This is a genomic window from Prevotella sp. 885 (genome assembly GCF_002265625.1).
Lineage (GTDB): Bacteria > Bacteroidota > Bacteroidia > Bacteroidales > Bacteroidaceae > Prevotella.
On record NZ_NOVE01000012.1, the window covers coordinates 27,496 to 53,312 of the forward strand.

The 25,817-nt window shown below is 50.6% G+C and carries 23 protein-coding genes and 1 tRNA gene; 7 read left to right on the top strand and 17 right to left on the bottom strand.

All coding sequences use genetic code 11. The features are described 5' to 3' along the window. The first annotated feature begins 13 nt into the window (after window positions 1-13). Window positions 14-2,797, top strand: coding sequence for a 4-alpha-glucanotransferase (locus tag CHL74_RS05635; RefSeq protein ID WP_094880194.1), 2,784 nt, complete (start codon window positions 14-16; stop codon window positions 2,795-2,797). A gap of 79 nt (window positions 2,798-2,876) precedes the next feature. On the opposite strand, the gene CHL74_RS05640 is transcribed toward CHL74_RS05635, so the two are convergent. The 16 genes from CHL74_RS05640 to spt all read right to left on the bottom strand — a co-directional run bounded on the left by CHL74_RS05640 (window position 2,877) and on the right by spt (window position 19,377). After that, a complete protein-coding gene (locus tag CHL74_RS05640; protein WP_094880195.1) occupies window positions 2,877-3,887 on the bottom strand; it encodes a beta-ketoacyl-ACP synthase III in 1,011 nt (336 codons plus the stop codon). 14 nt (window positions 3,888-3,901) lie between these two features. Next, a complete protein-coding gene (rpmF, locus tag CHL74_RS05645; protein WP_021993472.1) occupies window positions 3,902-4,087 on the bottom strand; it encodes a 50S ribosomal protein L32 in 186 nt (61 codons plus the stop codon). A 6-nt stretch (window positions 4,088-4,093) separates the two neighbouring features. After that, complete coding sequence (locus CHL74_RS05650; RefSeq protein WP_094880196.1) at window positions 4,094-4,627, bottom strand: YceD family protein; 534 nt, start codon at window positions 4,625-4,627, stop codon at window positions 4,094-4,096. A 71-nt stretch (window positions 4,628-4,698) separates the two neighbouring features. Next, window positions 4,699-5,880 (bottom strand): sensor histidine kinase, encoded by a 1,182-nt coding sequence (locus CHL74_RS05655; RefSeq protein ID WP_094880197.1) that lies wholly within the window; start codon window positions 5,878-5,880, stop codon window positions 4,699-4,701. Window positions 5,881-5,944: 64 nt separating this feature from the next. Further along, complete coding sequence (locus CHL74_RS05660) at window positions 5,945-6,889, bottom strand: serine/threonine protein kinase (RefSeq protein WP_094880198.1); 945 nt, start codon at window positions 6,887-6,889, stop codon at window positions 5,945-5,947. Then, the gene (locus CHL74_RS05665; protein WP_094880199.1) at window positions 6,882-7,463 is read right to left on the bottom strand and encodes a hypothetical protein; all 582 of its coding nucleotides are present in this window, start codon (window positions 7,461-7,463) and stop codon (window positions 6,882-6,884) included. Before CHL74_RS05665 ends, CHL74_RS05660 begins: the two co-directional genes overlap by 8 nt. Next, the gene (locus CHL74_RS05670) at window positions 7,460-9,127 is read right to left on the bottom strand and encodes a leucine-rich repeat protein (RefSeq protein ID WP_094880200.1); all 1,668 of its coding nucleotides are present in this window, start codon (window positions 9,125-9,127) and stop codon (window positions 7,460-7,462) included. Before CHL74_RS05670 ends, CHL74_RS05665 begins: the two co-directional genes overlap by 4 nt. 39 nt (window positions 9,128-9,166) lie before the next feature. Beyond that, complete coding sequence (locus CHL74_RS05675) at window positions 9,167-10,213, bottom strand: hypothetical protein (protein WP_141241245.1); 1,047 nt, start codon at window positions 10,211-10,213, stop codon at window positions 9,167-9,169. A 45-nt stretch (window positions 10,214-10,258) separates the two neighbouring features. Continuing rightward, complete coding sequence (locus CHL74_RS05680) at window positions 10,259-11,302, bottom strand: hypothetical protein (protein ID WP_094880202.1); 1,044 nt, start codon at window positions 11,300-11,302, stop codon at window positions 10,259-10,261. Between the two features lie 10 nt (window positions 11,303-11,312). Then, window positions 11,313-12,203, bottom strand: coding sequence for a fimbrillin family protein (locus CHL74_RS05685; RefSeq protein ID WP_094880203.1), 891 nt, complete (start codon window positions 12,201-12,203; stop codon window positions 11,313-11,315). Window positions 12,204-12,238: 35 nt separating this feature from the next. Continuing rightward, window positions 12,239-15,772: a fimbrillin family protein gene (locus tag CHL74_RS05690; RefSeq protein WP_094880204.1), complete on the bottom strand. Its 3,534-nt coding sequence runs from the start codon at window positions 15,770-15,772 to the stop codon at window positions 12,239-12,241. A 51-nt stretch (window positions 15,773-15,823) separates the two neighbouring features. Continuing rightward, complete coding sequence (locus CHL74_RS05695) at window positions 15,824-16,507, bottom strand: fimbrillin family protein (RefSeq protein WP_176452178.1); 684 nt, start codon at window positions 16,505-16,507, stop codon at window positions 15,824-15,826. Beyond that, complete coding sequence (locus CHL74_RS05700; RefSeq protein WP_094880206.1) at window positions 16,491-17,483, bottom strand: ISAon1 family transposase; 993 nt, start codon at window positions 17,481-17,483, stop codon at window positions 16,491-16,493. Before CHL74_RS05700 ends, CHL74_RS05695 begins: the two co-directional genes overlap by 17 nt. Continuing rightward, entirely contained in the window at window positions 17,449-17,838 is a 390-nt protein-coding gene (locus CHL74_RS05705; protein WP_094880207.1) for an ISAon1 family transposase N-terminal region protein, read from the bottom strand. Before CHL74_RS05705 ends, CHL74_RS05700 begins: the two co-directional genes overlap by 35 nt. 162 nt (window positions 17,839-18,000) lie before the next feature. Further along, a tRNA-Pro gene (locus tag CHL74_RS05710) sits at window positions 18,001-18,074 on the bottom strand. A 115-nt stretch (window positions 18,075-18,189) separates the two neighbouring features. Then, window positions 18,190-19,377, bottom strand: a complete 1,188-nt coding sequence (gene spt / locus CHL74_RS05715) for a serine palmitoyltransferase (protein ID WP_094880208.1) — start codon at window positions 19,375-19,377, stop codon at window positions 18,190-18,192. A 229-nt stretch (window positions 19,378-19,606) separates the two neighbouring features. Between spt and CHL74_RS05720 the strand changes: the two genes are divergently transcribed. From CHL74_RS05720 to CHL74_RS05745, 6 genes are all read left to right on the top strand, one after another. Beyond that, window positions 19,607-20,635 carry a diacylglycerol/lipid kinase family protein gene (locus CHL74_RS05720; protein WP_094880209.1) on the top strand — a complete coding sequence of 343 codons (1,029 nt, stop codon included), beginning with the start codon at window positions 19,607-19,609 and terminating at the stop codon, window positions 20,633-20,635. 3 nt (window positions 20,636-20,638) lie between these two features. Further along, a complete protein-coding gene (locus CHL74_RS05725) occupies window positions 20,639-21,340 on the top strand; it encodes a tRNA1(Val) (adenine(37)-N6)-methyltransferase (protein WP_094880210.1) in 702 nt (233 codons plus the stop codon). Window positions 21,341-21,516: 176 nt separating this feature from the next. After that, window positions 21,517-22,539, top strand: a complete 1,023-nt coding sequence (locus CHL74_RS05730) for a branched-chain amino acid aminotransferase (protein ID WP_094880211.1) — start codon at window positions 21,517-21,519, stop codon at window positions 22,537-22,539. A 128-nt stretch (window positions 22,540-22,667) separates the two neighbouring features. Continuing rightward, entirely contained in the window at window positions 22,668-23,093 is a 426-nt protein-coding gene (gene folK / locus CHL74_RS05735) for a 2-amino-4-hydroxy-6-hydroxymethyldihydropteridine diphosphokinase (protein WP_094880212.1), read from the top strand. A gap of 102 nt (window positions 23,094-23,195) precedes the next feature. Then, the gene (trmB, locus tag CHL74_RS05740) at window positions 23,196-23,966 is read left to right on the top strand and encodes a tRNA (guanosine(46)-N7)-methyltransferase TrmB (RefSeq protein ID WP_094880213.1); all 771 of its coding nucleotides are present in this window, start codon (window positions 23,196-23,198) and stop codon (window positions 23,964-23,966) included. A gap of 68 nt (window positions 23,967-24,034) precedes the next feature. Then, window positions 24,035-25,138: an Mrp/NBP35 family ATP-binding protein gene (locus CHL74_RS05745; protein WP_094880214.1), complete on the top strand. Its 1,104-nt coding sequence runs from the start codon at window positions 24,035-24,037 to the stop codon at window positions 25,136-25,138. A gap of 89 nt (window positions 25,139-25,227) precedes the next feature. On the opposite strand, the gene xseB is transcribed toward CHL74_RS05745, so the two are convergent. Further along, window positions 25,228-25,419 carry an exodeoxyribonuclease VII small subunit gene (gene xseB / locus CHL74_RS05750; RefSeq protein WP_094880215.1) on the bottom strand — a complete coding sequence of 64 codons (192 nt, stop codon included), beginning with the start codon at window positions 25,417-25,419 and terminating at the stop codon, window positions 25,228-25,230. Window positions 25,420-25,817 lie beyond the last annotated feature (398 nt).

The following is a 25,817-nucleotide window of genomic DNA, read 5'->3' on the forward strand; positions in this document are numbered from 1 at the left end:
TAACTAAACTAACATGAAAATCTATTTCGACATCCAATACAAGACTGCCTTTGGAGAAGAACTTCTGCTGAACGTGGAAGGTCAGGACGAGTCTGCGGACAGCGTACTGATGTTCACGCGCGACGGCCTCAACTGGTCGTGCGACATTGACGTCCCGGAAGACACCACAAAGGTAAGCTACTACTATAGTGTGAGAAACTATCGCGGCATAAAGCGAACAGAATGGAAGATGATGAAGCATCTGCTATATCTTAACGCCACTGCCGCCAAACGATACGTCGTGCATGACCGATGGCACGATATCCCCTGCGACACTTATCTCTACAGCTCGGCATTCACCGACTGCGTCAACCGACGCGCTGAGGGAAAGGTAACGCCCACTGACCTGCCACGCGTCCTCAGATTGGTGGTGCGTGCTCCGCAGCTCCGCATAGGAAGCCGTCTGACCTTATTGGGTGCAGGCGATTTCCTCGGCAACTGGGACCTTACCAAGGCGATTCCTATGACTGAGCAGAACCATAACGAATGGATGGTGGACATCGACGTTGACAGCCTTGTGGCTTTGCAGCACGCCAAGCGTATAGAAGCCTTGAAGCGCACTCCCTACTACAGAACCTTGCAGCGCAACAAGAAGGCAAGCAACGTGAACGAGGTAGAGGCTGAGGATATGAAGATGGAGTTTAAGTTCGTGGCGTTCGACGACAAGGGCGACGAACTTTGGGAGACTTGCGAAAACCGCATGCTCGACATTCCAACTATGAACGAGGGTGAAGCTCACGTGGCTGTGCTCGACCAGGCGTTCTTCGCGCTTTGCGACGAGAAGGTGGCTGGCACGCTCATCCCCGTATTCTCGCTGCGTTCGGAAGGCAGCTACGGCGTGGGCGACTTCGGCGACCTGAAGCTTATGATTGACTGGGTGGCTAAGACTCATCAGCGCGTGCTGCAGGTATTGCCCATCAACGACAGCACGTCCACACACACCTGGACCGACTCTTATCCTTATTCCTGCATCAGCATCTATGCCCTGCACCCGCAGTATGCCGACTTGCGTCAGCTGCCACAGCTCAAGGACAAGGTGGAGGCTGACCGTTTCGAGATGTTACGCGAGGAGCTGAACGCTCTGCCGCAGATTGATTATGAGCGTGTCAACAACGCCAAGCTGCGCTATCTGCTCCTTCTCTTCCAGCAGGAGGGAAAGGAGATGCTTGCTTCGGACGACTTCAAGGAGTTCTTCGAGGAGAGCCAGCACTGGCTGGTGCCTTACGCACAGTTCTGCTATCTGCGCGACAAGTACGGCTCGTGCCTCTTCAATACATGGCTCGACCACAAGCAGTGGGACGAGGCTGACCGCAAACCTTTGTCAGACCCAAGCTCGAAGGCATACAAGGACGTGGCTTTCTTCTATTTCGTGCAGTACATCCTCGACCGTCAGATGCGCTCGGCTCACGAGTATGCCAAGGCTCGCGGCGTGATTCTGAAGGGCGACATCCCCATCGGCGTCAACCGCAACGGCTGCGACGTGTGGCACGAACCCGAATATTTCCACCTCGACTCACAGGCGGGCGCTCCGCCAGACGCTTTCTCTGCCAATGGTCAGAACTGGGGATTCCCCACATACAACTGGGAGCGGATGATCGGCGACGGATGTAAATGGTGGGAAAGACGATTCCAGAACATGCAGAAGTATTTCGACGCTTACCGCATCGACCACATTCTCGGCTTCTTCCGCATCTGGGCAATACCAACCGAATGCGTGCATGGTCTGCTCGGACAGTTCCAGCCGGTTCTCGGCATGACGTGCGAAGAGATTGAGAGTTACGGACTGCACTTCCAGGAGGAAGCGTTCACACGCCCGTTCATAGCCCGTTGGGTGGTGGACAGTTTGTTTGGAGAATTGGCTGAAGAGGTTGTCAATACTTACCTCGAAGCTGACCGTGACGACCTCTATAAGCTTAAGCCTGAATATGATACGGAGCGTAAGATTGAGGCTGTGTTCAAGGAGAAAACGTCGGAGAAGGACATAAAGCTGCGAGAAGGACTGTATAAGCTCGTGCAGGACGTGCTCTTCATCCGCGACCGTCAGAACCCAAAGCTCTTCCATCCGCGCATCACAGCGCAGACCACCTGCCGCTACGAGGCGCTGTGGGATAAAGACAAGGACGCTTTCAACCGTCTGTATAACGACTACTATTATCGCCGCAACAACGACTTCTGGTATACAGAGGCAATGAAGAAGCTGCCGCGTCTGGTGCAGGCAACGCGTATGCTGGTCTGCGGTGAGGACCTCGGCATGGTGCCCGACTGCGTGCCCTGGGTGATGCAGGAGCTTCGCATCCTTAGCCTTGAGCTACAGCAGATGCCGAAGGACCCGAACGTACGCTTCGGCCAGCTCTCGCGCAATCCTTACCGTTCCGTATGTACAGTCTCCACACACGACATGTCTACGCTGCGCCAGTGGTGGGACGAGGACGAGGAACGCACGCAAGACTTCTACAACTCCATGCTCTATCATGCCGGAGCCGCTCCTCACCCGCTCCCCGGATGGCTCGCCCGCGACATCATATCACGCCAGCTGACCTCTCCCTCCATGCTGTGCATCCTCTCGCTACAGGACTGGCTCGCCATCGACGAAAGCATCAGACTGAAGGATGCCAACGCCGAGCGCATCAACATCCCCGCCAACCCGAAACACTACTGGCGCTATCGTATGCATCTGACCATAGAGACTCTCCTCGCCGAGCGCGACTTCAACGACCAGATAAAGGAACTGGTGGACGAAGCAGGAAGAAGATTATAAACAGCAAAGAGGGTGTGCCAAAACGATTGTCGTTCTGACACACCCTCTTTTTATAAAGGTGTCTTGTATAGATTTCTGATTACTTTACGGCTGCGCCGTCGTACGCCCACTTATAGAACGAAGCTCCGTGAACGAAGCCTGCGCCGAAAGCTGTGAAGATGACGTTGTCGCCCTTCTTCAGGTTCTTCTCGTGGTCCCACAATGCCAAAGGAATTGTAGCGGCACTTGTATTGCCGTAGCGTTCGATGTTCACCACCACCTTATCCATAGGCAAACCGACACGCTTGGTCACTGCCTCGATGATGCGGAGGTTAGCCTCGTGAGGAATCACCCAGTTGACATCATCAACAGTAAGGTTGTTCATCTTCATCACCTCTGTAACGTCGTCGCCCATGTTGGTCACGGCATAACGGAACACGGTGCGTCCCTCCTGGTGGAGGTAGTGCAGACGGTGGTCCACCGTAAACTTCGACGGAGGACAAACAGAGCCACCTGCCTTCATGTGAAGGAAGGGCAGACCCTTGCCGTCCGTACGCATGTACGAATTGACAACGCCGACATTCTCCTCTTCTGTTGCCTCCAAGAGCACCGCTCCGGCACCGTCGCCGAAGAGCACGCAAGTGGAGCGGTCCTGATAATCGACGAGTGACGACATCTTGTCGGCACCGATAACGATAATCTTCTTGAAGCGACCACTCTGAATCATTGAAGCAGCAACGTCGAGCGTATAGATGAATCCGCAGCATGCAGCCTCAAGGTCGAAAGCGAAAGCGTTCTTCAGTCCTAATTTACCCAGAACGATGGACGCTGTAGAGGGGAACTTATAGTCAGGAGTTGTAGTGGTGACGATGAGCGCGTCGATAGTGTCGGGATCAACACCTGTCTTCTTGATAAGCTCCTTGGCAGCCTTACGCGCCATGTAGCTCGTACCAAGACCCTCTTCTGTGAGGATGTGACGTTCCTTGATGCCGACACGAGTCATAATCCACTCGTCGCTGGTGTCCACCATGCGCGACAGCTCCTCATTGGTGAGGACATAGTCAGGCACGTATCCGCCAACGCCGGTGATTATTGCGTTTATCTTACCCATCGTGGTAAAATTAATTATTCAGCAACTTCCTTTACGATAGCCACCTTGCCACGATAGTAGCCACAAGTAGGACATACTGTGTGGTATACGTAGTAAGCGCCACAGTTAGGGCATACTGCCAATGTAGGAGCTACTGCCTTATCATGAGTTCTTCTTTTGAGGGTACGAGTCTTTGACTGTCTTCTTTTAGGATGTGCCATTTTTCTTTAATCTTTAATTATTGTTTTTAATTTTTCAAGTTCATTCCATCGCGGATCTACCGCTGTCTCTTCGTCCTCATCACTACTTCGGGTAGCTGAGTGCTCTTCCAGAGCCTTAATCATCGCCGCGTTGCATTTTCCAGGTGCATGAACGTGCTTAATGGGAACGTTGAGCGCTATAAATTCGTAGACGAACCATGAGAGGTCGAGCGTGCCATCACCCTCTTCCACCGTCACGAGGTCGTCGTCCTCGGAATATTCTTCTCCAAACTTCACCACGAGGCGATCGTCCGTCTCGATGGGCTGGTCCATATCGTCGAGGCAGAGGTCGCACGGAATAACGACGGAGCCTTCAGTATGGATGTCGAGCTCAAAATAGCTTTCTGTACGGCGTATGTCTACAGACACACACACTTCTCCGCGCTTGATTTCGTCCTCTTCCAAGGAGCCGAACCAAGCGTCGCCAAGGTGGAACTGAAGGGCTGTACGGCCCTCGTCCAAATCCTTCAGATTTATCTTAAGTTGTTCTGAACTACACATTTGGTGTGCAAAGTTACGAATATTTTCCGACAAACCATATATTCTTTCAAAAGTTTTTGGGTTTATACGGGTTATTTCTTTAGTTCTATGCGGAATGTGGTGCCCACACCCACTTCTGACCACTTCACAAAGATTCGTCCTTTGTGATATTCCTCCACGATGCGCTTGGCGAGCGAGAGGCCCAGTCCCCAGCCTCTTTTCTTGGTGGTGAAGCCGGGTCGGAAGACGTTTCGGATGTCCTTGCTGCGGATGCCCTTGCCCGTATCAGTCACTTCCACGACGGCTTTCCTGTTCTCCTCGAACACCTTCAGCGTGATGGTGCCTTCGCCGCCCATTGCGTCCACGGCGTTCTTCGACAGGTTTTCTATCACCCACTCGAAGAGCGAAGCGTTTATCTTCACCTGTATGTCGTCGTCGGGGAAGTCGCGAATCATCTTCACCTTATTGGAAGTGCGTCGGTCCATATAGTCGATTACATGTTCGAGCGCCTCCTTGAGGTCGGTCTCCACAGGTTCGGGCAGGGAGCCAATCTTCGAGAAGCGGTCGGCAATGAGCTGCAGTCGCTTCACGTCCTTGTTCATTTCGGGTATGAGGTCGTCGTCGGGATAGGTTTCCTTGAGTATTTCCACCCATGCCATAAGGCTGGAAATGGGCGTGCCCAGCTGGTGCGCCGTCTCCTTTGACAGTCCCACCCACACCTTGTTCTGCTCGGCGCGTTTGGAGGTAAGGAGGGCGAATATGGCTATCACCACGAAAATCATCACCACACCCAACTGTATGTAAGGATAAGAAGCCAGTCGGCGCAGCATCACAGAGTCGTCATAGCACACGTTTATGTAGTCAGCGTAAGCCACGCCGTTTTCAGGATTGTCGTCGATGGCTATGCGGATGTTGCGTTTCTCGAGCAGGAGATGATGTCCCATGTCGGTCACGAAGCGCATCGTGTCGGCTTCGTTGGCGCAGTCCTTGATGATAAGATTTCGGTAAGCCTGTACGTCACCTTTCGAGTCGAGCACGATTACAGGAATGGTGTTGTTGCCGTTGATGACTTTCAGCACCAGATTGATGTCGGTGTTCTCGTCGGCGCGGTTAAGCGTACGCATAGCCTCCGCCCACACCTCCATCTTGTTATGCTCCTCCGTAGCGAGGTCGCGGATGAGGATATGTGACACGACAAGTGATGCCACGGCTATTATCACCGCAGCAAACACAAGAAGAATCTTGACTCTACGTATTTGGTCAGTCCATTGCATATAAATGTATAACGCAACAATCCGCAGATTATTATTATTTCGAAGAAGGAATTACTTTCACACCTCACCAAAGACTACTATCAATCACCTTATTGGTCGCTCCAACGGAAGCTGAGTCGGTGGGCGGCGTGCTTGTTGGGGCGGTCTGGCGTGCGTTCATCATCACGCCGATAACGACGAGCAGCACCAATGCCAATGCCACGAGTACAGCATTCACAACGGCTAATGACCTGACCTTGCCTGTCATCAGTCGCCTTACCTGTGCTATGTCGGCAGGACGGCGGGCACGGTCGGCAGCGGCACACTTCTGCCCCACCCTTGCCAGACTCTTGCTACGCACAGCCTCAGCCATATATTCCAGCACCTTTCCGAACGAATAGATGTCGGCGCTGGGATCGCTCTGGGCATCCGGCTTGAGCTGTTCGGGAGCCATATAGCCGCGTGTGCCAGCCGGAATCTTCAGCACGCAGAATGTCTCGCTGTCGGAAAGTCCGAAGTCGATGAGCTTCACGTCGCCGCCACGATGGGTGAGCATGATGTTTGAAGGCTTGATATCGCGGTGCACGGTCTGCTTGGCGTGCATATATTCCATGGCGTCGAGCAGTTGGGAGGCTATCTTGCGCACCTTATCCTCCGTCATATTGCCGCCTTTGACAGCCGCTTCGAGCGTCTCGCCGTCCACATACTCCATCACTATGCAGTCGCCCAGTTCGCCCACCGGCTCCATGCTTATGGTGCGGCAGATGTTGGGATGGTCGAGCTGCAGCCCTATCTCGAACTCCTTCATGAGTGCCTGGCGATATGTCGGTGTGTAGGCGAAGTCAGGCTTCAGGCATTTCAGCATATAGCGCTTGCCGTAACGAACGGCAGAAAACATGCGCGTGAAGCCTGATTTAGATACGTAAGCCTCGCTTATGTTCGTGAATCCGCCGTTATGACGCGTAGAATTGAAGTCGCTCTCGTCGCCTATGTCAGACACGAATCCTGATGTCGGTTGCTTGTCATTCATTGTCGCATGTCTTTAAAATTCTGACTATAGAGAGTCCGCCGTTGCGTCCAGCCACGAACGGAGGCGTACGCTCGCCGCTACGCTCGAGGAACGGCAGGTAAAGCGGTTGCTCGGCGATGAAACATCCCGTGACAAAGACGTCGCCAAACAACATCTTGCTGTTACTCGACTCAATGACTGTATAGCGGCTGTTTCCTAAGTATTCCAGACGTACCATGCGGTTAGGTCTCCACCCTATCTCCACCTCGTCGCCGCAACGAAGGTCGCTGCTCATGAGCTGGTCGGCATTGAAGAACGACGAGTTGTAACAAGGGCTGGTCTTCAGCCATGCCACGAACCTGCTGAAGTCAGGATGACCGATATAACGCGACAACGCATTCAGGGTGGAAATGCGTGGCTTGTGCTCGTCGCCGACATAGTCGTAGAGCCGTTTTAGCGTAGATGTCGACACATTGGCATTATATTTATTCTTAAGCATAAGCGAGAACACCTCGAAGTCGGTGGACGTGGCAAGTGTGTCCTCGTATTTCTCCTTGACGAGACGCTTGAGTTCTTCTATCTCCGGTGATTTCATTCTTCTACGATATTATCAAAAACATTCCATTTAGAATTGGCACGATAAAATTTCTTCTTGCCCATCGGCACATGCAGACGGCAGGTTTTGGTAAAGTCGGTGCCGGTTGTGGTAAACGTATTGGGGCTGCATACTGGCGGCGTAGGGGCGCTGATGTATAGATCGGCAAGCGGACAACCGTCAAACACGCGGTCTGACAGCAGCTCCACGTCGTCGCCTAAGCGCACAGTCTTCAGGCTGGCGCATTTCTGGAACACGCCCGTGGGCAACAGTTTCAGCGTGGAAGGGAGCACCACCTCCTTCACTTTACTGTTATAGAAGGCGCACTCACCTATCTTTGCAAGTCCTGCAGGGAAGACGAACTTCTCTAGGCTGCAGTCGCGGAAAGCATACGCTCCTACTGCCGTGATTGTGGCAGGCAACGAGTATTCGCCACGCTTGCCCATCGGGAACCACAATATGCTCTTGCCATCACGACTCATAAGCACTCCGTCGCGGCTTGCAAAGGCTGTGTTGGCTTCCGAGACGCTTATGTTCTCGAGCGACGTACAGCCTGCTGAGGGCACAATGTCGTTGACTGAGGCAGGAATGACGATGCTGCGCAACGAGGAACAATTAAGGAAAGCATCCTTTTCTATCCTAACGACATCCATGGGCAGGTTGATGTTCTTCAGATTTACGCATGAGGCAAACAGCCCCACTCCTACGACATTGTCCTCGGAATAGCGCGACGCGTCATACGTGCCGCCTCCGGCAACGATGCGGGCTCCGGAGATGTCGATGTCGGCGAGGCGTCCGTCTGTGGCGCTGCCGTCGATGCCGAGTCCTGCCATGTGGCGCAGAGTGCGCAGGTCGTCGCCGTTAAGAGGTCCGGCTATCGTGATGGTGGTGTATTTATATATGTCGTCGCCAATGACAACGGACAGCATGCCCGGCGTATCAAGGGTTACTGCCGAAGACGTGGTGTACGAAAGTGGTTCGCCCACCACCTCACCGTTCCTGTTTCTTGCGAACGCCGAGATGACGTATGTAGTGTTTGGCTGCAGATTGCCTATGCGCAGACGGAATAATCCATCAGCGCTTACTGAGCCTGTCTGCATTATGGTGATTTGCTTTTCGCTGCCGCCGTCCATGTCGGCTCCGTCCTGCCGCACCACTCGACAACCGCTTTCGGTTATATCGTCGCCACCGTCGTCGGCAATGCTGTAGCCCACAATCACACTCATAGGACTGCTGCTCAACACCTTCACCTCGCCCATTGTTGGCTGCAGGTTAGGAAGGGTCGTGAAACTGAGAGGCTCGCCGGACAGCACAGCCGTGCCGTTGCCGCCTTGCAGCATATAGTAATATGTGGTGCCAGCCGTGAGGTTGCGTAAGCGCATGCTCACACTTCCGTCCACGTTGTCAAGCACGTCCGAACGCTCAGACATACTCTCGTCCGTGCCGTAACGAAACCACAGCTGCGGCATCTGCGTAGCCTTGTCCGTTTGGCACATTCCGGAAATGGTGGCTTCCGTACGGGTTATGTCGGTGGCTTGCAGCGTATGCAAATGCGGCTCAAGGCTGTCCGGTCTGTCACTACTGCACGAACACATAAGCGTCAGGACGGCCATGAATGCGAAATATAAACGATGGAACATATTAAGATTTAAGTTATGATTCATATATATAGTTTGATTCACCGTATATATTTATACGGTCGGTCAAAGCTTGACGGGCTTTGTGGTCACGCGGTTTTTGCCTATACGTATGCCAATGCCCACGCATCCCTGCCATTGGCTGCCGCCGATGGTAAGCGTAGAGGCGCTCAGGCTCAGTCGTCCCGTTGTAAAGATGACACCTATCTCTGCCGCCACTCCCTTGTGGGTGAGTCCGTCATTGCGAAGCCATCCTCCGCCTTCGCTTTCTGCAAGCTGCCATGCCGTGGTCAGGCTACCGTAACCTGCTCCCTCAAAGATGTTAAGGTTGTCGTTTATGCGGTGTATCAGGCCCGCAGTAATGGCGTATTCGGATGTCTGCGTCTTGCCGGTGTAATACGGCTTAACGGCTGCAGCTCCGTTGCGATAGCCCTCGCGGTTGCATGTTCCTATGGTCTTTTGGGCGGAACGAAGATTGGTGCTGGCATGCACATAGCCACCATGACGGCTCATCATGGCTGCCATAACGCCCCACGAAGGCCCGTCGGTATGCATGGAGGCTGTGAGCAACGTGTAGGCATGTAGCGGCACCACGCGTCGGAGCGGCGCCACGGTTACGGTGTCGACGATGGTCTGGGTGTATACGATGGTGTCGTGCTTCTCCACCACCGCCGTCTGCGGCAGGCGAAGACGCATCTCATAGGTCATGCGGCTCTCCAGCTTTGTGCCGAACTGAAAGTCGCGCAGCACTCCCCATTGGGGATGTTTCAGCGTTATGCTCTTGCTGCCCTTGGGAAGGAAAAGCCATATCTCGCCCACCTTGTCGCGACGTTCCACGATGCCCAACGGCGAAGAGAAGGCGAAGTCGGCAGGAGCCACAACCTTCAGAAGGGCACAAGCCTCGTCGTTAAGGTCGCGGACGGCATCGATGAAGGCGCTCACGTCTGTGGGCAACTGACGGAAACTCTCCACAGAGAATGTGCTGTCCGTAGGAACGGCTGCCTTGGCATCGTGCAACGACAGACACCATAAAGCGGCTGTATACACCACAAGAAGCGCCACTTTACGTAGCGTAAAGCTCAACTTTATTGTCCGTGAACTATTGTTTAGCATAATACAATATTTTGTCTATTCAAGATTAAAGTCGGAAGTGACGGTCTATTCAAGATTAAAGTCGGAGATGTCTATCACTCCTTCGCCACCACCGACCGTGGCGGAAGGTTGCCATGTACGCACATGAATGAGCGGCATGGAGGCATTGCGGAAGTCCCATAGCAAGAACAGCCAGCCGTCGTCCGCATAACGATCGCTCTTATATTGTTGGCGCAAGGACACGCCGTAGATGCCGTCTTTCGTGGGATGGCGCATGATGCGGAAGTCGGAGAACTTGACGTCCACGCTCTTGTTCATGCCGAACACCTTGGAAAGGCGTGAGAGATAGTCAGCCTTGGTGTGCAGGGCGTAAGTAACGCGCTGGTCAGACCCAATGCCGGCAGTCGTAGCCGACTCTTTCACCACATTGCCAACAATAATCAGAGCCTCGTCGCTGAAGACCTGACGGAGGAAGTCGATGTCCTTGGTGGTGTATGCCGTGCGCAGATGTTCGCAGTAGTTGAGTATCTGCCGGCGGCGCGAAGCATCAGTCTCCGTGAGTTTTCCTTTCACTATCTTTGCCGCCTCGTTGTAGAACGGACTGCTTTGTGCTATCTTGCGGATGTCTGTCTGGCTCAGCCTTACCGCCTTGACATGGTTTTCACGACGTGGCTGGGCAGACGTAGAAGCAGGTTCGGTGGTCTGGCTTTGCATGTCCACACTCTGTTGCGTCAGATTGTCTTCGGGCACTACAGCCTTGGCTTGCCCCATTGTTCCAGCCGTGAATGTAACCATACCGTTTGTGTCTACATATCCTTCTCGTCCTGTCGCCATCTCGCGGAAGCGGAGTCTGCCGCTACGGAAGCGCGTGTCTATCATACATCCACGCAGCGGAATGCGGAAGAGCATGTTGCCGCGGGCGTCCTCCACTATATACTGACGTTGACCGTCAGCCACGGTCTGCTCCACCACTTCCATGCCTTCGTTCATTCCATAGCGCGTCTCCTTGACGTTATCATTATAATCACCAAAGGGCAGCAGCCATAAAGCTACTGCCCATAGGGTAAGTGCCAGCACTACGGCTGACAATATGCAGGTTATTTTCTTCATTCAAATAGAGTTATTGCCAGTCCTGTATCTCTCCGCCGATATCTATCTTTACCTTATCCGGGTTGTCGGATATGATGAGATTTACAAGGTGCTCTGTGCCTGGCTTAAACTGGAACTTGCTCTCGAAAAGATAGCTCACACCCTTCATCACCACCTCGATGAGCGGCTGTCGGTTGTCAATGCGCTGCGGCACAATGATGGCCGAATAGCTCGTATCGCCGTCCTGATGTGCCGTGATGGTCTGGCGCGTGCCCTTCACATAGCGTGTAGCCACTCCAGCCTGAAGGTCCACGGTGGCTGTTGGCACGGTGTTGTGGATATACACCGTGGCGGTGGTGGGCATGTCGCCCTCGAAATCCTCACCCTTTATCAGACGTATCTTCAGCTTGCTCATGATATGCTTGAAGGTGAGTCTGATTGGGGAAACCGAAGCCATGATGTTCTTGCTTGTTGCAAAAAGCAGGTCGCTCGCCTCATAACCGCCGAGAGCGGTGGCCGTCTTGGCTGTGCTCTGGTCGGTGCTGACGCTGAAGGGCTGGTCGGTAATGCTGCTTATCTCTTTGATGTACGGATAGTAAGCGTAAGCATTGAACGAACCTTTGTCCCAAAACAGGGTGCGGCTGGCAGCCCATTTGTTGCCGTCAAAGGTGAGAGCCTCGTTGTTAACCAGATTGCCGCCCAACTCCAACGGGGCATTTACATCAGCTACATACAGACCTATTCTGTCATCACGCTCAAAGGCTGTAGCTGTGGCACGGGTCTGACCCGGATGAGTCACCACGAAAGACATCGGCGTAGACTTGGCGTCTTGACTCGGAACCGTTTCATGCTCCTCACTGCAAGCCACCACTCCTAATATAGCTAACGCCAAACTGGCATATCTTATTATATAGTTCTTCATATTTATTCTTTTAGAAATTCAAGTTTATGACTTACTCAACGGTGTCTTCTCACTTTCTTCATATTCAGCGGACTGCCCTTATGTATAACGGGGGTATGCTGATAGGTATGTGCATTGAGCTTGTTGTCCGTGTTCACACCGCGTGTCACGTCCCCTGCATCGCGCTTGTCATACTTGACAAACTCCTCAAACGAGAATGTCTCGCCGGCATATCGCTTGATGCGCTTCACGATGCTCTCACGGCTGATGGTGCTGTAGTAGGGTATGTCGTTGTTCATGCAGGAGTTCTGCTCCGAGCGGAACACGCCACGATTGTGCATATAGCCGCCCTCGTAGATGTCAACGATGTCGCTGTAGCGGTCGTCGAAGATGAGATGGCTCCAGCCTACATTGTGCATCTTGCCCGTAAGCGAGAGATTGTCATACCAGCCGAGCGACTTCGCACTGTTAAATTCCATGACATGACCGCAGCAGGTACAGCTGCAAGCATCGATGAAGGCATTGTGATAGATGTATTCATCGCCGAGCTTGCCGAATCCGTGACCGCCTGCCTCATGCTGCACCACGCCACGCGTGTCGAGCGGATAGCCGTATGTGCTAAGAGGGCAGAAGGCTATGGCTGAACCGTCTGGCCACATCTGGCAGATGCCGCCGTAGTCGGTGGAGTTGGGCACGATGATTATCAATGTCTCTTTTAGGTTGTCTTTGTTTACCGTCGGTGCGCCAAGAGCGTAGCTGAATATCTCGTCATAGTCAGCCTTCAGACCCACGCCACCGGTGAAGGTGGTGCTGAATCGGTTGTAGCGTATGGTGTTTACAGTTCCCACGCCAGTCTCTGTAGACAATGGCACGGCTGTATAGACATTGAAGTAATTGCGATAAGTCTTGTAAGGCTCTATGCCGAAGAAGTGTTCCACCTCCTGCTTGATGTGCTTCAGGTAGTCGCCATCGGCAATGTCCTTGGCGTTATATCCGTCGCCGAGAAGCACAATATTGATGCCGCCGTTGCGTCCCTTGGTGGCTTTTTGCAGGGGTATCCATTCATCCTCGCCATATTTATAACCATATTGCGACACGCTGCATTCGTGGGTATAGTCCTTGTTCTTCAGTCGGAACACCACCTTGCCCTCGCGGTTGCCAGAGGTCATTGCCATACCCTTGATAGTCAGGGTCACCTCAGTCTTCTTATTGCCGCTGGCAGGAGACACCTCACACCAGCTGGGCTTGCTTGCCACTTCCCACTCGCCCTCGGCATTAATCACCAGTTTCTGCTTATGCTGTGTGCTCAAGGCGCATGCCACGGACGGACGACATACCAGCTCGTGATGGGCTGCAATGCGCTTAAAGTCGCACCAACCGCTGGCTGCCTGATACTGCGAAATGGCAGACTCCGGCACTTCAAGGGTGAAGTTGTCCTTGGCTACGCCATCGAAGGCACCGCTCTCTATATATGCAGGCATTGTTCCCTTACATACAATCGAACCTATACCGAAGCAGTTCTCGAATGCTCCTCTACGTATGGTTTCCAACGATTCAGGCAATACCAGACCTTCCAACATTTTACAGTTTGCAAACGCACTTTCACCGATACTTTCTACTTCATCAGGAATATCAAGAACTCCCATCAATCGCCAATTGTTGGCAAAAGCGTTGCTAGCGATATGGGTAAGGGTAGATGGTAATGTTAACTTTCCAGAAAAATCATTATTACAGAAGGCGTTTTCCGAAATGACTTTTAGTCTTTTTGGCAAGTGTAATTCGCCTTTGAAATGACAGTTAGCAAAAGCATCGTTTGCAATATTTGTTATACCATCATGTAAAGTTAGTGTTCCGTTAAAACCACAGTTATGAAATGCTTCAGATGGTAGGGCGGTAATACCTTGTGGTATTGATAACGAGCCTGTGAGACCAGAACAATAACTAAACGCACAATTACCCAATCTCTTAAGTTTAGAAGGTAACCTTAATTCACCATAAAATCCATTACATCCAGAGAAGCAATATCCTCTAATTAATTCCAAATTATCTGGCAAATTTAAATTTCCTGTAAGATTTCTACAATCTTGGAATACGCCTCCATAATAGTCAGTTCCTTCATCACTCATGTCATCTTTGCCTCTATTTCCTAATTTTTTTAGAGTAGATGGAAGAGATAAGATTCCATTTAGACCGGTACATCCTTTGAAAGCTCCACGTTTAATTTCTGTCACACCTTCAGGGATTATAAGAGAACCTGACAGATATTTGCAGCCGTAGAACGCATTTGAACCTATAGATTTTAAAGTGTCAGGAAGAACTATTCTATTGAGACTATTACTTCCTCCCACAGTCTGAATGAAATAGAAAGCACTATTTGGAATTTGATCATCCATATTCTCTTCATACTCTTCGTTCATTCCCCATCCTTTTATTCGAACTTCTTTCAAATTCAATGCCGACAGACGGCTCATAGAATCTCTCATGAAGTAGAAATCCTTTGCATTAATATTTCCAGTAATCTTGAGATTTCGGACCTTCGTATAGTCCTTATTAGCCGCAGTTATGGCTTCCTTCAGATGTCCGGCAGTGGAATTGACAATCACATACTCCTTGGCGGTGGCATCATGGCTGACGAGGTCGTTCTCCCACGGCGTGATGCTCTCGCTCACCAATGTCAGCTTATACTGACCTGATGCAGCCTTCTTGTCCACCTTGATGCCGAAGTTCATCATCTTTCCGGCAACGTACGTAAGAGCCTCGTTCTTGGCAAACTTGTAAGGCACGCCGCCAATGGTGATACTGAACAATGTGGTGCTGGGCTTCAGGGTCTGGGGCACTACAATGGTACGCCATTCGTCGCCTACGCGCGAGGGTATTGTGGCTGTACTCTCCACGCTTCCGGCTGGCTTCACCTCTCCGTTGGCGAGGTTGATGCTTGCCTTGCGCACCAGGTTCGGCGCAAGCACTATCTTCTCTGTATTCGCCCACTCGCCTTCTGCGAAGCCCGAACCCTGAATCAGTGTTACACGGGCATTGGACATACGGTGAGACAACGGCAGACGGATGACGTTGGTCGTTGGAGCCACGTCGCCCACCTTGCCCCATAGGAAGTCGCTCGCCTCATAGCCGCCCATTTCGCCGTCCTCCGAAGCCTTGCTCTGGTCTTTCTGCACCTCAAACTGATAGTCGTCGATGCTCTCGGGATTGGCGAAGGGATAGTAACCATACACATCGATATGTGTGTGCTTGTCCTTCCAGAAAAGGTCGTAAGCAGAATTCCAATGGTTGCTGGCCTCTTCATACGTGTGGCGAACATTGTCACCACGATTGCCGTCGGGCTTCAATGTGCCAGGTGTGCCGCCATCATAATCAACAACATACACACCCATCACATCGCCGTCACAGAAGCCGCTGTCATTGACGCGCGTCACCGAGAGCTGTGTGATGTCGCCCGACAACTGTATGCGATCTTCACTGTTCAGCTTGCCGCCTGCCTCATCGAAGAGCGAGTCGGAACAAGCGGCAAGCATCATGCAAAGAGCTAATACAACTGTAAATATATAAGAGTTTTTGTGTGTCTTATAATCCATATTAAATGCAATGTTTTTAAAAGTTCATATATACATTACTTTATATCATAATTAGCTTGTAATGCCACCATAATCAACGTCGTCGTCTTCCCATTCTCCGATAGTGACATTCACGCCGTTGCTTATCTTCTTGACAGTCACATTAATCGTGTGGCGCTTTCCGCTTACGAAGGTAATGTTCTGGGAGAGCTTATATTCATATCCGTCAATCGTCACGGTTATAAGCTTGGTGCCTGTCACCGTCTGCGGAACAACAATGGCGCGATAGACATTGCCGTCCTTGTAAGGTATGACATTGCTTGCTGTTCCGTTCATTGTTACTTCCGACGTGCTGAGGTTAACCGTTGACGAAGTGATAAGATTGTTGATCCTCACCGACGGATTTGAAGCAGCAAGCGAGCTTTCTGTAAATCCCGCTCCTGCCTTGAGCACAATCGCTACCTGGCTCATGATATGCTTTGCCATGATGTTCACGGGGGAAGCAGTTGGAACAACATCGAATGTAGAACCTACTATCAGGTCAGAGGCCTTGAAAGCAGCCTCGCTGCTTTGGTCTGCATTGACCTTAAAGGGCATTGCGTCAACACTTGTGATGGTCGAGGTGTATGGATAATACATATAGAAGTCGGCATGCGTCTCGGCGTCCTTCCAGTATAGAGCATAAGCTGGATTCCATGACGTTACGTAAGTATAGAGCATGTTGTGGCTCAGTGGAAATTTAGTGGGGATAAGCATAAATCTTTGCAAGTCGATACAGAAAGAACTTTTCATCAACGATACCCCTTAGTGATGCTCTGAAGGCTTTGATTTTCGCATTAAAGGATTCAGCTGCAGCATTAGATGATCTATTTTTATAAAAGTTAAGAATATCATCGTAATGTTCATAGAATGTTGCAGCAATAACATTGAAAGAACGGAAGCCTGCTTCTTCCACTTTATTGTACCATTTAGCCATAGAAAGTCTTGCAGCATCCTTAATAGTATTTTTTGAGAAAATCATTCTCAAAGAATGCGAGAGTCCATATGCTGTTTTCAAATCTGGATATTCTCTAAATAGAATCTCTGCTCTCTTGCTTTGTGATAGTGTCCATTTCTCTCCTGATTTGAAAAGAAGATACCTACTCCTTGCTAGCAATTCCTTTTTCGTATCTCCGTTCTCATATCGAAAAGGCACATATTCGCGTCCTTCAAGTTTTGCATTCTCCATGTCGTCATTGGCCTCTTGTATAGCATCCCAACGATGCTTAATGCGCATTTCTTGCACAGCATCGCAAGCAAGCTTCTGTATGTGAAATCTATCTATTACTCTCATTGCTTTGGGAAAGCATGTGCGAACAATCTTTCTCATGGAGTCTGACAAATCTAATGTGACCTCATCAACCATATTCAGAAGTGCTTCAGGTATATGCTTCAAGGCATTGATAACGTCCTCTGACTTAACGCCCCTGACAATTGCAACCAGACATTGGTCTTTTCCGTGTCTGTCCCTGTTGGTGACGATTGTGCGCAATTCTCCGTTAGACATAGAGGTCTCGTCTATTGCCAAATTACGCCCCATGTTGTCAGGAAAGACAAGCCATTCATCGGCATGTTCTAGTTCTGACCAGGTACGATAGTCACTCAAGACATCCTTGTATTGTTTATCCAATGTATTGGAGTTTACATGGTAGTATTGCTCAAGCGTACGGCAGGTCGTCGGGGATATGTCCATACGTCTCTTTTAAAAAAGCCGCAAACTCTTTCGAGTAGCGGGTTCCTGATTCGGTAACACTAATACGGTCGACAAATGTCTCTCCAGTTTCCTTGTTTTTCCATCTACGACGACGAAGTACAAGAATTACCTTATGGTCACGAATCGGAAAATCAGTTATGCGTACAGCATCCATAAACCCTTTGGATTCATACTCCTCAGATTTTTGGAGATAAGCATTCATACGCTCGTCTAGATGGATGGTCAGACTCATTGCGTCAATATCAGACTCATCTGTTTCTATCTTGACGATATCGAAATTGTCTAGTATTTCTTTGGGAAGAACTAGATGGGCTAATTGTTCAAGCATGTTCATAATGCAAAGATACAAAATACTATGAAACTAAAAAAACTCCCCAGTATTTTTCCACTGAGCCCTTATTATATCTTATACATTATATATAATATAAAATATGATAACACTGGAAAATAAAACATAAAAAAATGGAGACTCTCATTATTGAGAATCTCCACTCTGTCGGGGCGACAGGATTCGAACCTGCGACCACCTGGTCCCAAACCAGGCGCGCTACCGGACTGCGCTACACCCCGTTTGACGTTAACTTGCATATGTCAGAACCTTTGAAAAAAGGCTCATTTCTCATTTGCGAGTGCAAAGGTAGTAATAACTTCTGACACGTGCAAGTAAACGTTCAAATATTTTTATTTATTTAATTATTCCAAGATCCTGGAACACCTTCTTCAGAATCTGCACGCCTCTCTCTACCTGCTCCTCTGTATGAGTAGCCATAAGTGCGAAGCGTACGAGCGTATCCTGCGGTGCGCAAGCTGGCGGGATAACGGGGTTGATGAACACGCCGTTGTCGAAAGCGAGCTTCGTAACCTGGAATGTCTTGTCCACGTCATGCACATAGAGAGGGATGATGGGGCTTTCAGTCTCACCAATCTCGAAGCCTTCCTCGCGGAAACGCTTGAGAGCATAGTTGGTAACCTTCCACAACTTCTCGATGCGCTCCGGTTCCTTCTTAATGATATGCAGAGCCTCAAGAGCTGCAGCTGTAGCGGCAGGAGTGTTAGAGGCACTGAAGATGTAAGTACGTACTGTATGACGGAGATAGTTGATGGTATCCTTGTCGCCAGCGATGAAGCCACCGATACTTGCCATCGACTTAGAGAATGTACCCATGATAAGATCCACCTCGTCAGTGAGTCCGAAATGGTCGCAAACACCGCGTCCTTCTTTACCGAATACGCCGAGACCGTGAGCCTCGTCCACCATGATGGAGCAGTTATACTTATGCTTCAGCTCTACGATCTTGGGAAGATTAGCGAGGTCGCCCTCCATAGAGAACACGCCGTCCACAACGATGAGCTTCACAGCCTCGTGTGGCAGACCCTTGAGGATGTTCTCCAAATCCTCCATGTCGTTGTGCTTATAGTGAAGCTGACGAGCAAAAGAGAGTCGGCGTCCGTCTACGATGCTGGCATGGTCGCGGTCGTCACAGATAATATAGTCACCACGTCCCACTACAACGGCAAGCACGCCTGAGTTGACGAAGAAACCAGTAGAGAAACAGAGTGTTTCGTCTTTGCCAATATATTCAGCCAATTCTTTCTCCAGCTGAACATGCAAGTCGAGGGTTCCGTTCAGGAAGCGGCTTCCCGCACATCCTGAGCCATACTTATCGAGCGCTTTCTTAGCTGCGTCGATAATGCGCTGGTCTCCCGTGAGACCGGTATAGGCATTCGAACCAAACATAAGCACCTTATGCCCTGCCATTTCTACTTCTGTGCCCTGCTTACTCGTTATCTCACGAAAATAAGGATACACGCCTTCCGCCATATACTTCTGCGGAATGCGATAGCTTTTGTATCTTTCCTGTAATTGTCCCATTTTTAAATAAATGTAGGTATACTACCCAAAATTTGTAATTTCAATGTGCAAAGTTACAAAAAAGAAGTAAAATAGCGTTTCATTTTCTTAGAAATCTATGTTTAAGGCAAAATTAGTGTGCAAAAATAGGGCCTACATTATAAAAATAGCTATCTTTGCAATGAAAATATAAGTCTTAAATACACTTTACACAGACTATACATTATATATAATATATAAGAGCAAGCACATGAAGAAGAAAGCCATTTTCATAATCAACCTTATTTCCGGCACGTCTGACAAGTCGGGCATACCAGCTCTCATCGCCGAGCACATCGACCATGAGAAGTTTGACTATGAAATAGCCGTGACGCAATATGCCGGCCACGCCTCAGAGATAGCCACAAAGGCAAAGAACGATGGTGTGGACGTCGTTGTGGCTGTAGGCGGAGACGGCACCGTAAATGAGGTGGCACGTGCCATCGTACATTCCAACACCGCCCTCGGCATCATCCCTTGCGGCTCTGGCAACGGCCTTGCACGTCACCTTCTCCTACCTATAAACGTGCGCAAGTCTATTGACATTATCAATACTTGCGAGATACACGACCTCGACTACGGCATCATCAACGGCTATCCGTTCTTCTGCACCTGCGGCATGGGCTTCGACGCCTTTGTGAGCATGAAGTTTGCGGAAGCAGGAAAGCGCGGGCCCATCACCTACGTGGAGAACGTGCTGCGCGAGGGTCTGAAGTATAAGCCAGAGACATACGTCATCCAGGACGAGAACGGCACCAACCAATACAAGGCATTCCTCATCTCGTGCGCCAATGCGTCCCAGTACGGCAACAATGCCTACATCGCACCGCAGGCATCAATGAGCGACGGACTCATGGACGTAATAATCATGGAACCCATCGACCTCATCGAAGCTCCGCAGATAAGCATCGACATGTTCAACAAGACGCTGGACAAGAACTCCCGAATAAAGACATTCAAGTGTCAGAAGCTGCACATTCACCGCAGCCAACCGGGCGTCATTCATTACGACGGCGACCCTGTAATGACCGGTGAGGAAATCGACGTGGAGATACGTCCGAAGGGAATAAAGATAATAGTCAATCCCTTTGCCGACCGCAACGCCCGTAAGCCCAACGCCATCCAGAGCGCAGCAGCCGAACTCTTCAATCAGATGAACGAAATACGCGACGACATCAACCGTCAGGGCAGACGCTTCCAGGCTTGGAGCAAGCTGATACAGCGCAAACTAAACCTATAAGCGATGGCATCCCAGAGTTTCACATTCCGCCAGTTTGCCGTCCATCAGGACCGTTGCGCCATGAAGGTGGGCACGGACGGCGTGCTCCTTGGGGCATGGGCAAACGTCAAAGGCGACATCCTCGATATCGGCACCGGCACGGGGCTAATCGCCCTTATGACGGCTCAACGATCTCCCTCATCCAAGGTAACAGCCATTGAGATTGACCCTGACGCCGCCGTGCAAGCCACAGAAAACGTGGCGTCATCGCCGTTCGCCGACCGCATCAGCGTGGTGCAGAGTTCCATTCAGGACTATCGCCCGGCAATGACCTTCCATACCATCGTCTCCAACCCCCCGTTCTTCGAGTCGAGCCTGAAAAATCCCGACCCGTCCAGAGCCACAGCCCGCCACACCGACTCGCTCTCATATCGCGAGCTGTTCCAAGCCGTTGCCCGACTGCTGGCAGACGAAGGAGAGTTCAGTGCTGTCATTCCGAGCGACTGCCTATCTCCTTTCATAGCCGAAGCCTATCTGTCAGGTCTTCGTTCCACACGTCAGACAGCCGTCCGCACCACACCGCGCAAGCAGCCAAAGCGTTACCTTGTGGCTTTCAGCCGACAAGCCACCGTCAGCATGGAACGCTCCGAACAATGTCTGCAAAACACCGACGGCAGTCGTTCGGAATGGTATGACAAACTCACCTCCGAATTCTATATAAAGTGAAAACATCGAGGCAAATACGTTAAAAACAGCAAAAGCACTATCGTATGAGAAAAGAATTATGATAAAAGTTGCACACTCACCCTTTTATTATTACTTTTGCCAACAGATAGGAATAAACAAATCTAAACATAACCATCAACAAGACACTATAGTTTAACAATATACACAAGAATGTCATGAAAGATATTGCATGGTCAGAGTTGTCATTCGGCTACATGCCGACAGACTACAACGTGCGCTGTTGCTATCGCAACGGCAAGTGGGGCGAAATTGAAGTATGCTCCGACGAGTATTTGAAAATCCACATGGCAGCCACCTGCCTCCATTACGGTCAGGAAGCTTTCGAAGGTCTGAAGGCTTATCGTTGTCCTGACGGCAAGGTACGTCTGTTCCGTGTAGAAGAGAATGCAGCCCGCCTTCAGTCTACATGCCGTGGCATCATGATGCCTGAGCTTCCCACAGAACTCTTCGTGGAAATGGCAAAGAAAGTGGTTCGTCTCAATCAGGAGTACATCCCGACATACGAGAGCGGCGCCACACTTTATCTCCGTCCTCTCCTCATCGGCACATCAGCACAGGTAGGCGTTCATCCGGCAGAAGAATACATGTTCCTTATCTTCGCCACACCGGTAGGTCCTTACTTCAAGGGCGGATTCTCTACCAACCCGTACGTCATCATTCGCGACTTCGACCGTTCGGCTCCTCTCGGAACCGGTATCTATAAGGTAGGCGGCAACTATGCAGCATCTCTGAGAGCCAACCACCTTGCACACGAGAAGGGCTACGCTTGCGAGTTCTATCTCGACGCAAAGGAAAAGAAATACATGGACGAGTGTGGTGCAGCCAACTTCTTCGGCATCAAGAACAACACATACGTCACACCGAAATCGACATCCATCCTCCCCTCAATCACAAACAAGAGCCTTATGCAGCTCGCTGAGGACTTTGGCATGACAGTGGAGCGCCGTCAGATTCCGGAAGAGGAACTTGCCACATTCGAAGAGGCAGGTGCTTGCGGAACAGCAGCCGTTATCAGCCCGATCTCATACATCGACGACCTCGACACAGGCCAGCGCTTCACATTCAGCAAGGACGGCAAGCCCGGTCCTGTCTCTACCAAGCTCTACAACCACCTGCGTGGCATACAGTACGGCACAGAGGAGGACAAGCACGGCTGGACAACTGTGGTAATCGAATAACAAAACCACACCGCTAAAATAAGGCAAAAGCTGTATAAACATAACATTATAGAGGCAGTAGAGACACGCACGCCGTGAGGCAATGCAAAGTCTCCGCTGCCTCTTTTTTAATATCAAAAAAAGCGAAAATGCAAGAACCCAACAGCCACATCGCATACCTCTCGCTCGGCTCCAACCTTGGCAACCGCCATGCCACCATGCAGCAAGCCATCCTCCTCCTCGGCAAGCAGGCAGGCAGCGTAGACCGCGTGTCGTCAGCCATTGAGACCGAACCGTGGGGCTTCAAGTCGGCCAACAAATTCCTCAACATGTGCGTCCGCATCATCACCACCCTGTCGCCAGAACAGCTCCTCGCCACCACCAAGGACATAGAGCAGCAGCTCGGCCGCACCACCAAGTCGGTGAACGGACAATACCATGACCGCCCCATAGACATCGACATACTCACGTACGACGACCTACACATCAATACGCCGTCGCTCACCCTCCCCCACCCCCACATGCACGAACGCGACTTCGTGATGATTCCGCTGCGCGAGATACTTGACAAGTAGGGGCAGCCAAGCCTGTGAAAGGGACGTTTTTCGGCAAAACACATTGATATATTAATATAAATGCCTAACTTTGCATACTGCAATATATACATAAGACAAGAAATGGGCAAAGGAAAACTGGCGAAGTTCGCCGACATGGAAAGATATGAGAACGTATTTCAGTATCCGTTCTCTGTAGCCGACAACGTGCCGTTCGACATGAAAGGCCATTGGCGCGAGACGTATTTCAAGAACCAGAACCCTATAGTGCTGGAGCTGGGCTGCGGCAAGGGTGAATACACCGTAGGGCTTGCCAAGATGTTCCCCGACATCAACTTCATCGGAGTGGACATCAAGGGAGCACGCATGTGGACAGGTGCCACACAGGCATTGGACGAAGGACTGAAAAATGTGGCGTTCCTACGCACCAACATAGAGATAATCGACCGCTTCTTCAGCAAAGACGAGGTGCAGGAGATATGGCTCACATTCAGCGACCCGCAGATGAAGAACCCGCGCAAGCGCCTCACATCCACATACTTCCTCGAGCGTTATCGCCACTTCCTCACCGACGGAGGAACCGTACACCTGAAGACCGACTCGAACTTCCTCTTCACTTACACCACTTATATGCAGCAGCACAACAACCTGCCGCTGCTCTTCCGCACCGAGGACCTATATCATACCGACGGCCTCGATCCGCAGACAAAGGAGATTCTGAACATCCAGACCTACTACGAGTCGATGTGGATAGAACGCGGACTGAACATCAAGTACATGAAGTTCAGCCTGCCACAGGAAGGCGAGCTGACCGAACCAGACGTAGAGATACCGCTCGACGAATATCGCAGCTATCACCGCGACAAGCGCAGCTCAAAGGAAACAGCGAAATAAATTAGGAATTAGGAGTTATGAGTTAGGAATTAGAACAACTCAAAATTCAAAAATCAAAACTTTACATAATGACATTATATCCGAAACTGATAATGGACGCGCTCGCAACCGTCACCTATCCCGGCAACAAGAAGAATCTTGTGGAAGCCGAAATGGTGGCAGACAACCTGCGCATTGACGGCATGAAGGTGTCGTTCTCCCTTATCTTCCCCCGTGAAACCGACCCCTTCCTCAAGTCCACCGTCAAGGCGGCAGAGGCAGCCATCCACTACCACGTATCGAAAGACGTGGATGTGACCATCACCACCGAATTTCTCTCAAAGCCGCGTCCCGAAGTGGGCAAGCTGCTTCCTGACGTGAAGAACGTCATAGCTGTCAGCTCAGGTAAGGGCGGCGTGGGCAAGAGCACCGTGGCAGCCAACCTCGCCATCGCTCTGGCACGCTTAGGCTATAAGGTTGGTCTGCTCGACTGTGATGTCTTCGGACCTTCAGTTCCTAAGATGTTCCACGTAGAGGACGCTCGTCCTTACGCTGTAAAGAAAGACGGTCGCGACCTCATCGAGCCGATTGAGAAGTACGGCATCAAGCTGCTCTCCATCGGATTCTTCGTCAATCCCGACACAGCCACACTCTGGCGTGGCGGCATGGCGTCAAACGCTCTGAAGCAGCTCATCGCCGATGCTGACTGGGGCGACCTCGACTACTTCATCCTCGACACTCCTCCGGGCACCAGCGACATCCACCTCACCCTTCTCCAGACTCTTGCCATAACAGGAGCCGTGATCGTGTCCACCCCGCAGAACGTGGCACTCGCCGACGCTCGCAAGGGCATCGACATGTATCAGAACGACAAGGTGGGCGTGCCCATCCTCGGTCTTGTGGAGAACATGGCATGGTTTACGCCTGCCGAACTGCCGGAGAACAAGTATTATATCTTCGGTCGTGAGGGATGTAAGAACCTCGCAAAGGAAATGAACGTTCCCTTGCTTGCCCAGATTCCTCTCGTGCAGAGCATCTGTGAGAACGGCGACAACGGTACGCCAGCTGCCACAGACAGCAGCTCAATAACAGGTCTTGCCTTCATCAATCTTGCCCAGGCAGTGGTGACAGTTGTCAACCGCCGCAACAAGGAGCAGGCACCGACAAAGATCGTGAAAGTAACGAAAGAATAGCAGACGGGCATACCGTCCGAATTTTGAATTAGGAATTTTGAGTTTTGAATTGGTAGGATGGATTCTACCAATTCAAAACTTAAAACATCCTAATTCTCCTCAAGCACTTTCTTTATGTTTTCCTCCGTGCTTGTGAGTTTATCCTTACACATTTTTATGAGTTTCTGAGCAGTCTTGAGTTGTTCGCAGAGCGAATCGATGTCAAGTTCTCCGTTCTCCATTTTCTCAGCAATGGTCTCCAGTTGTCGCATTGCCGTCTCGTATTTCATTTCTCTTGGCATATTGTTTTATGTTATATCTTAGTTTGAACAACAAAGATATTTATTTCCTGTTAAATACACAAATCCGTCCGACACAATATTTGCATTTCTGATGCTCAATACTATGAGCCCGGCGCACAACAAAATCTTTGGTGCGAAATTCTTGAGTTTTGAGCGTGCAGAGATAGTTTACTGACACACAGCTGCTTATGCGGACAAGAAAAGAAATGTGCAATGAATGACGATACCAAACAAGCATCATTAGGTTGCAATAGAGCCACTTTTACACTCCAATAGTGCCACTATTATCATGCAATAGTGCCACTTTTACTGTCTAATAGTGCACTTTCGCAGTGTAAAAGTGGCTCTATCGTATGGCGTGGGTGCTGTTTGCACAGCAAAACACCATAAAAACAGCT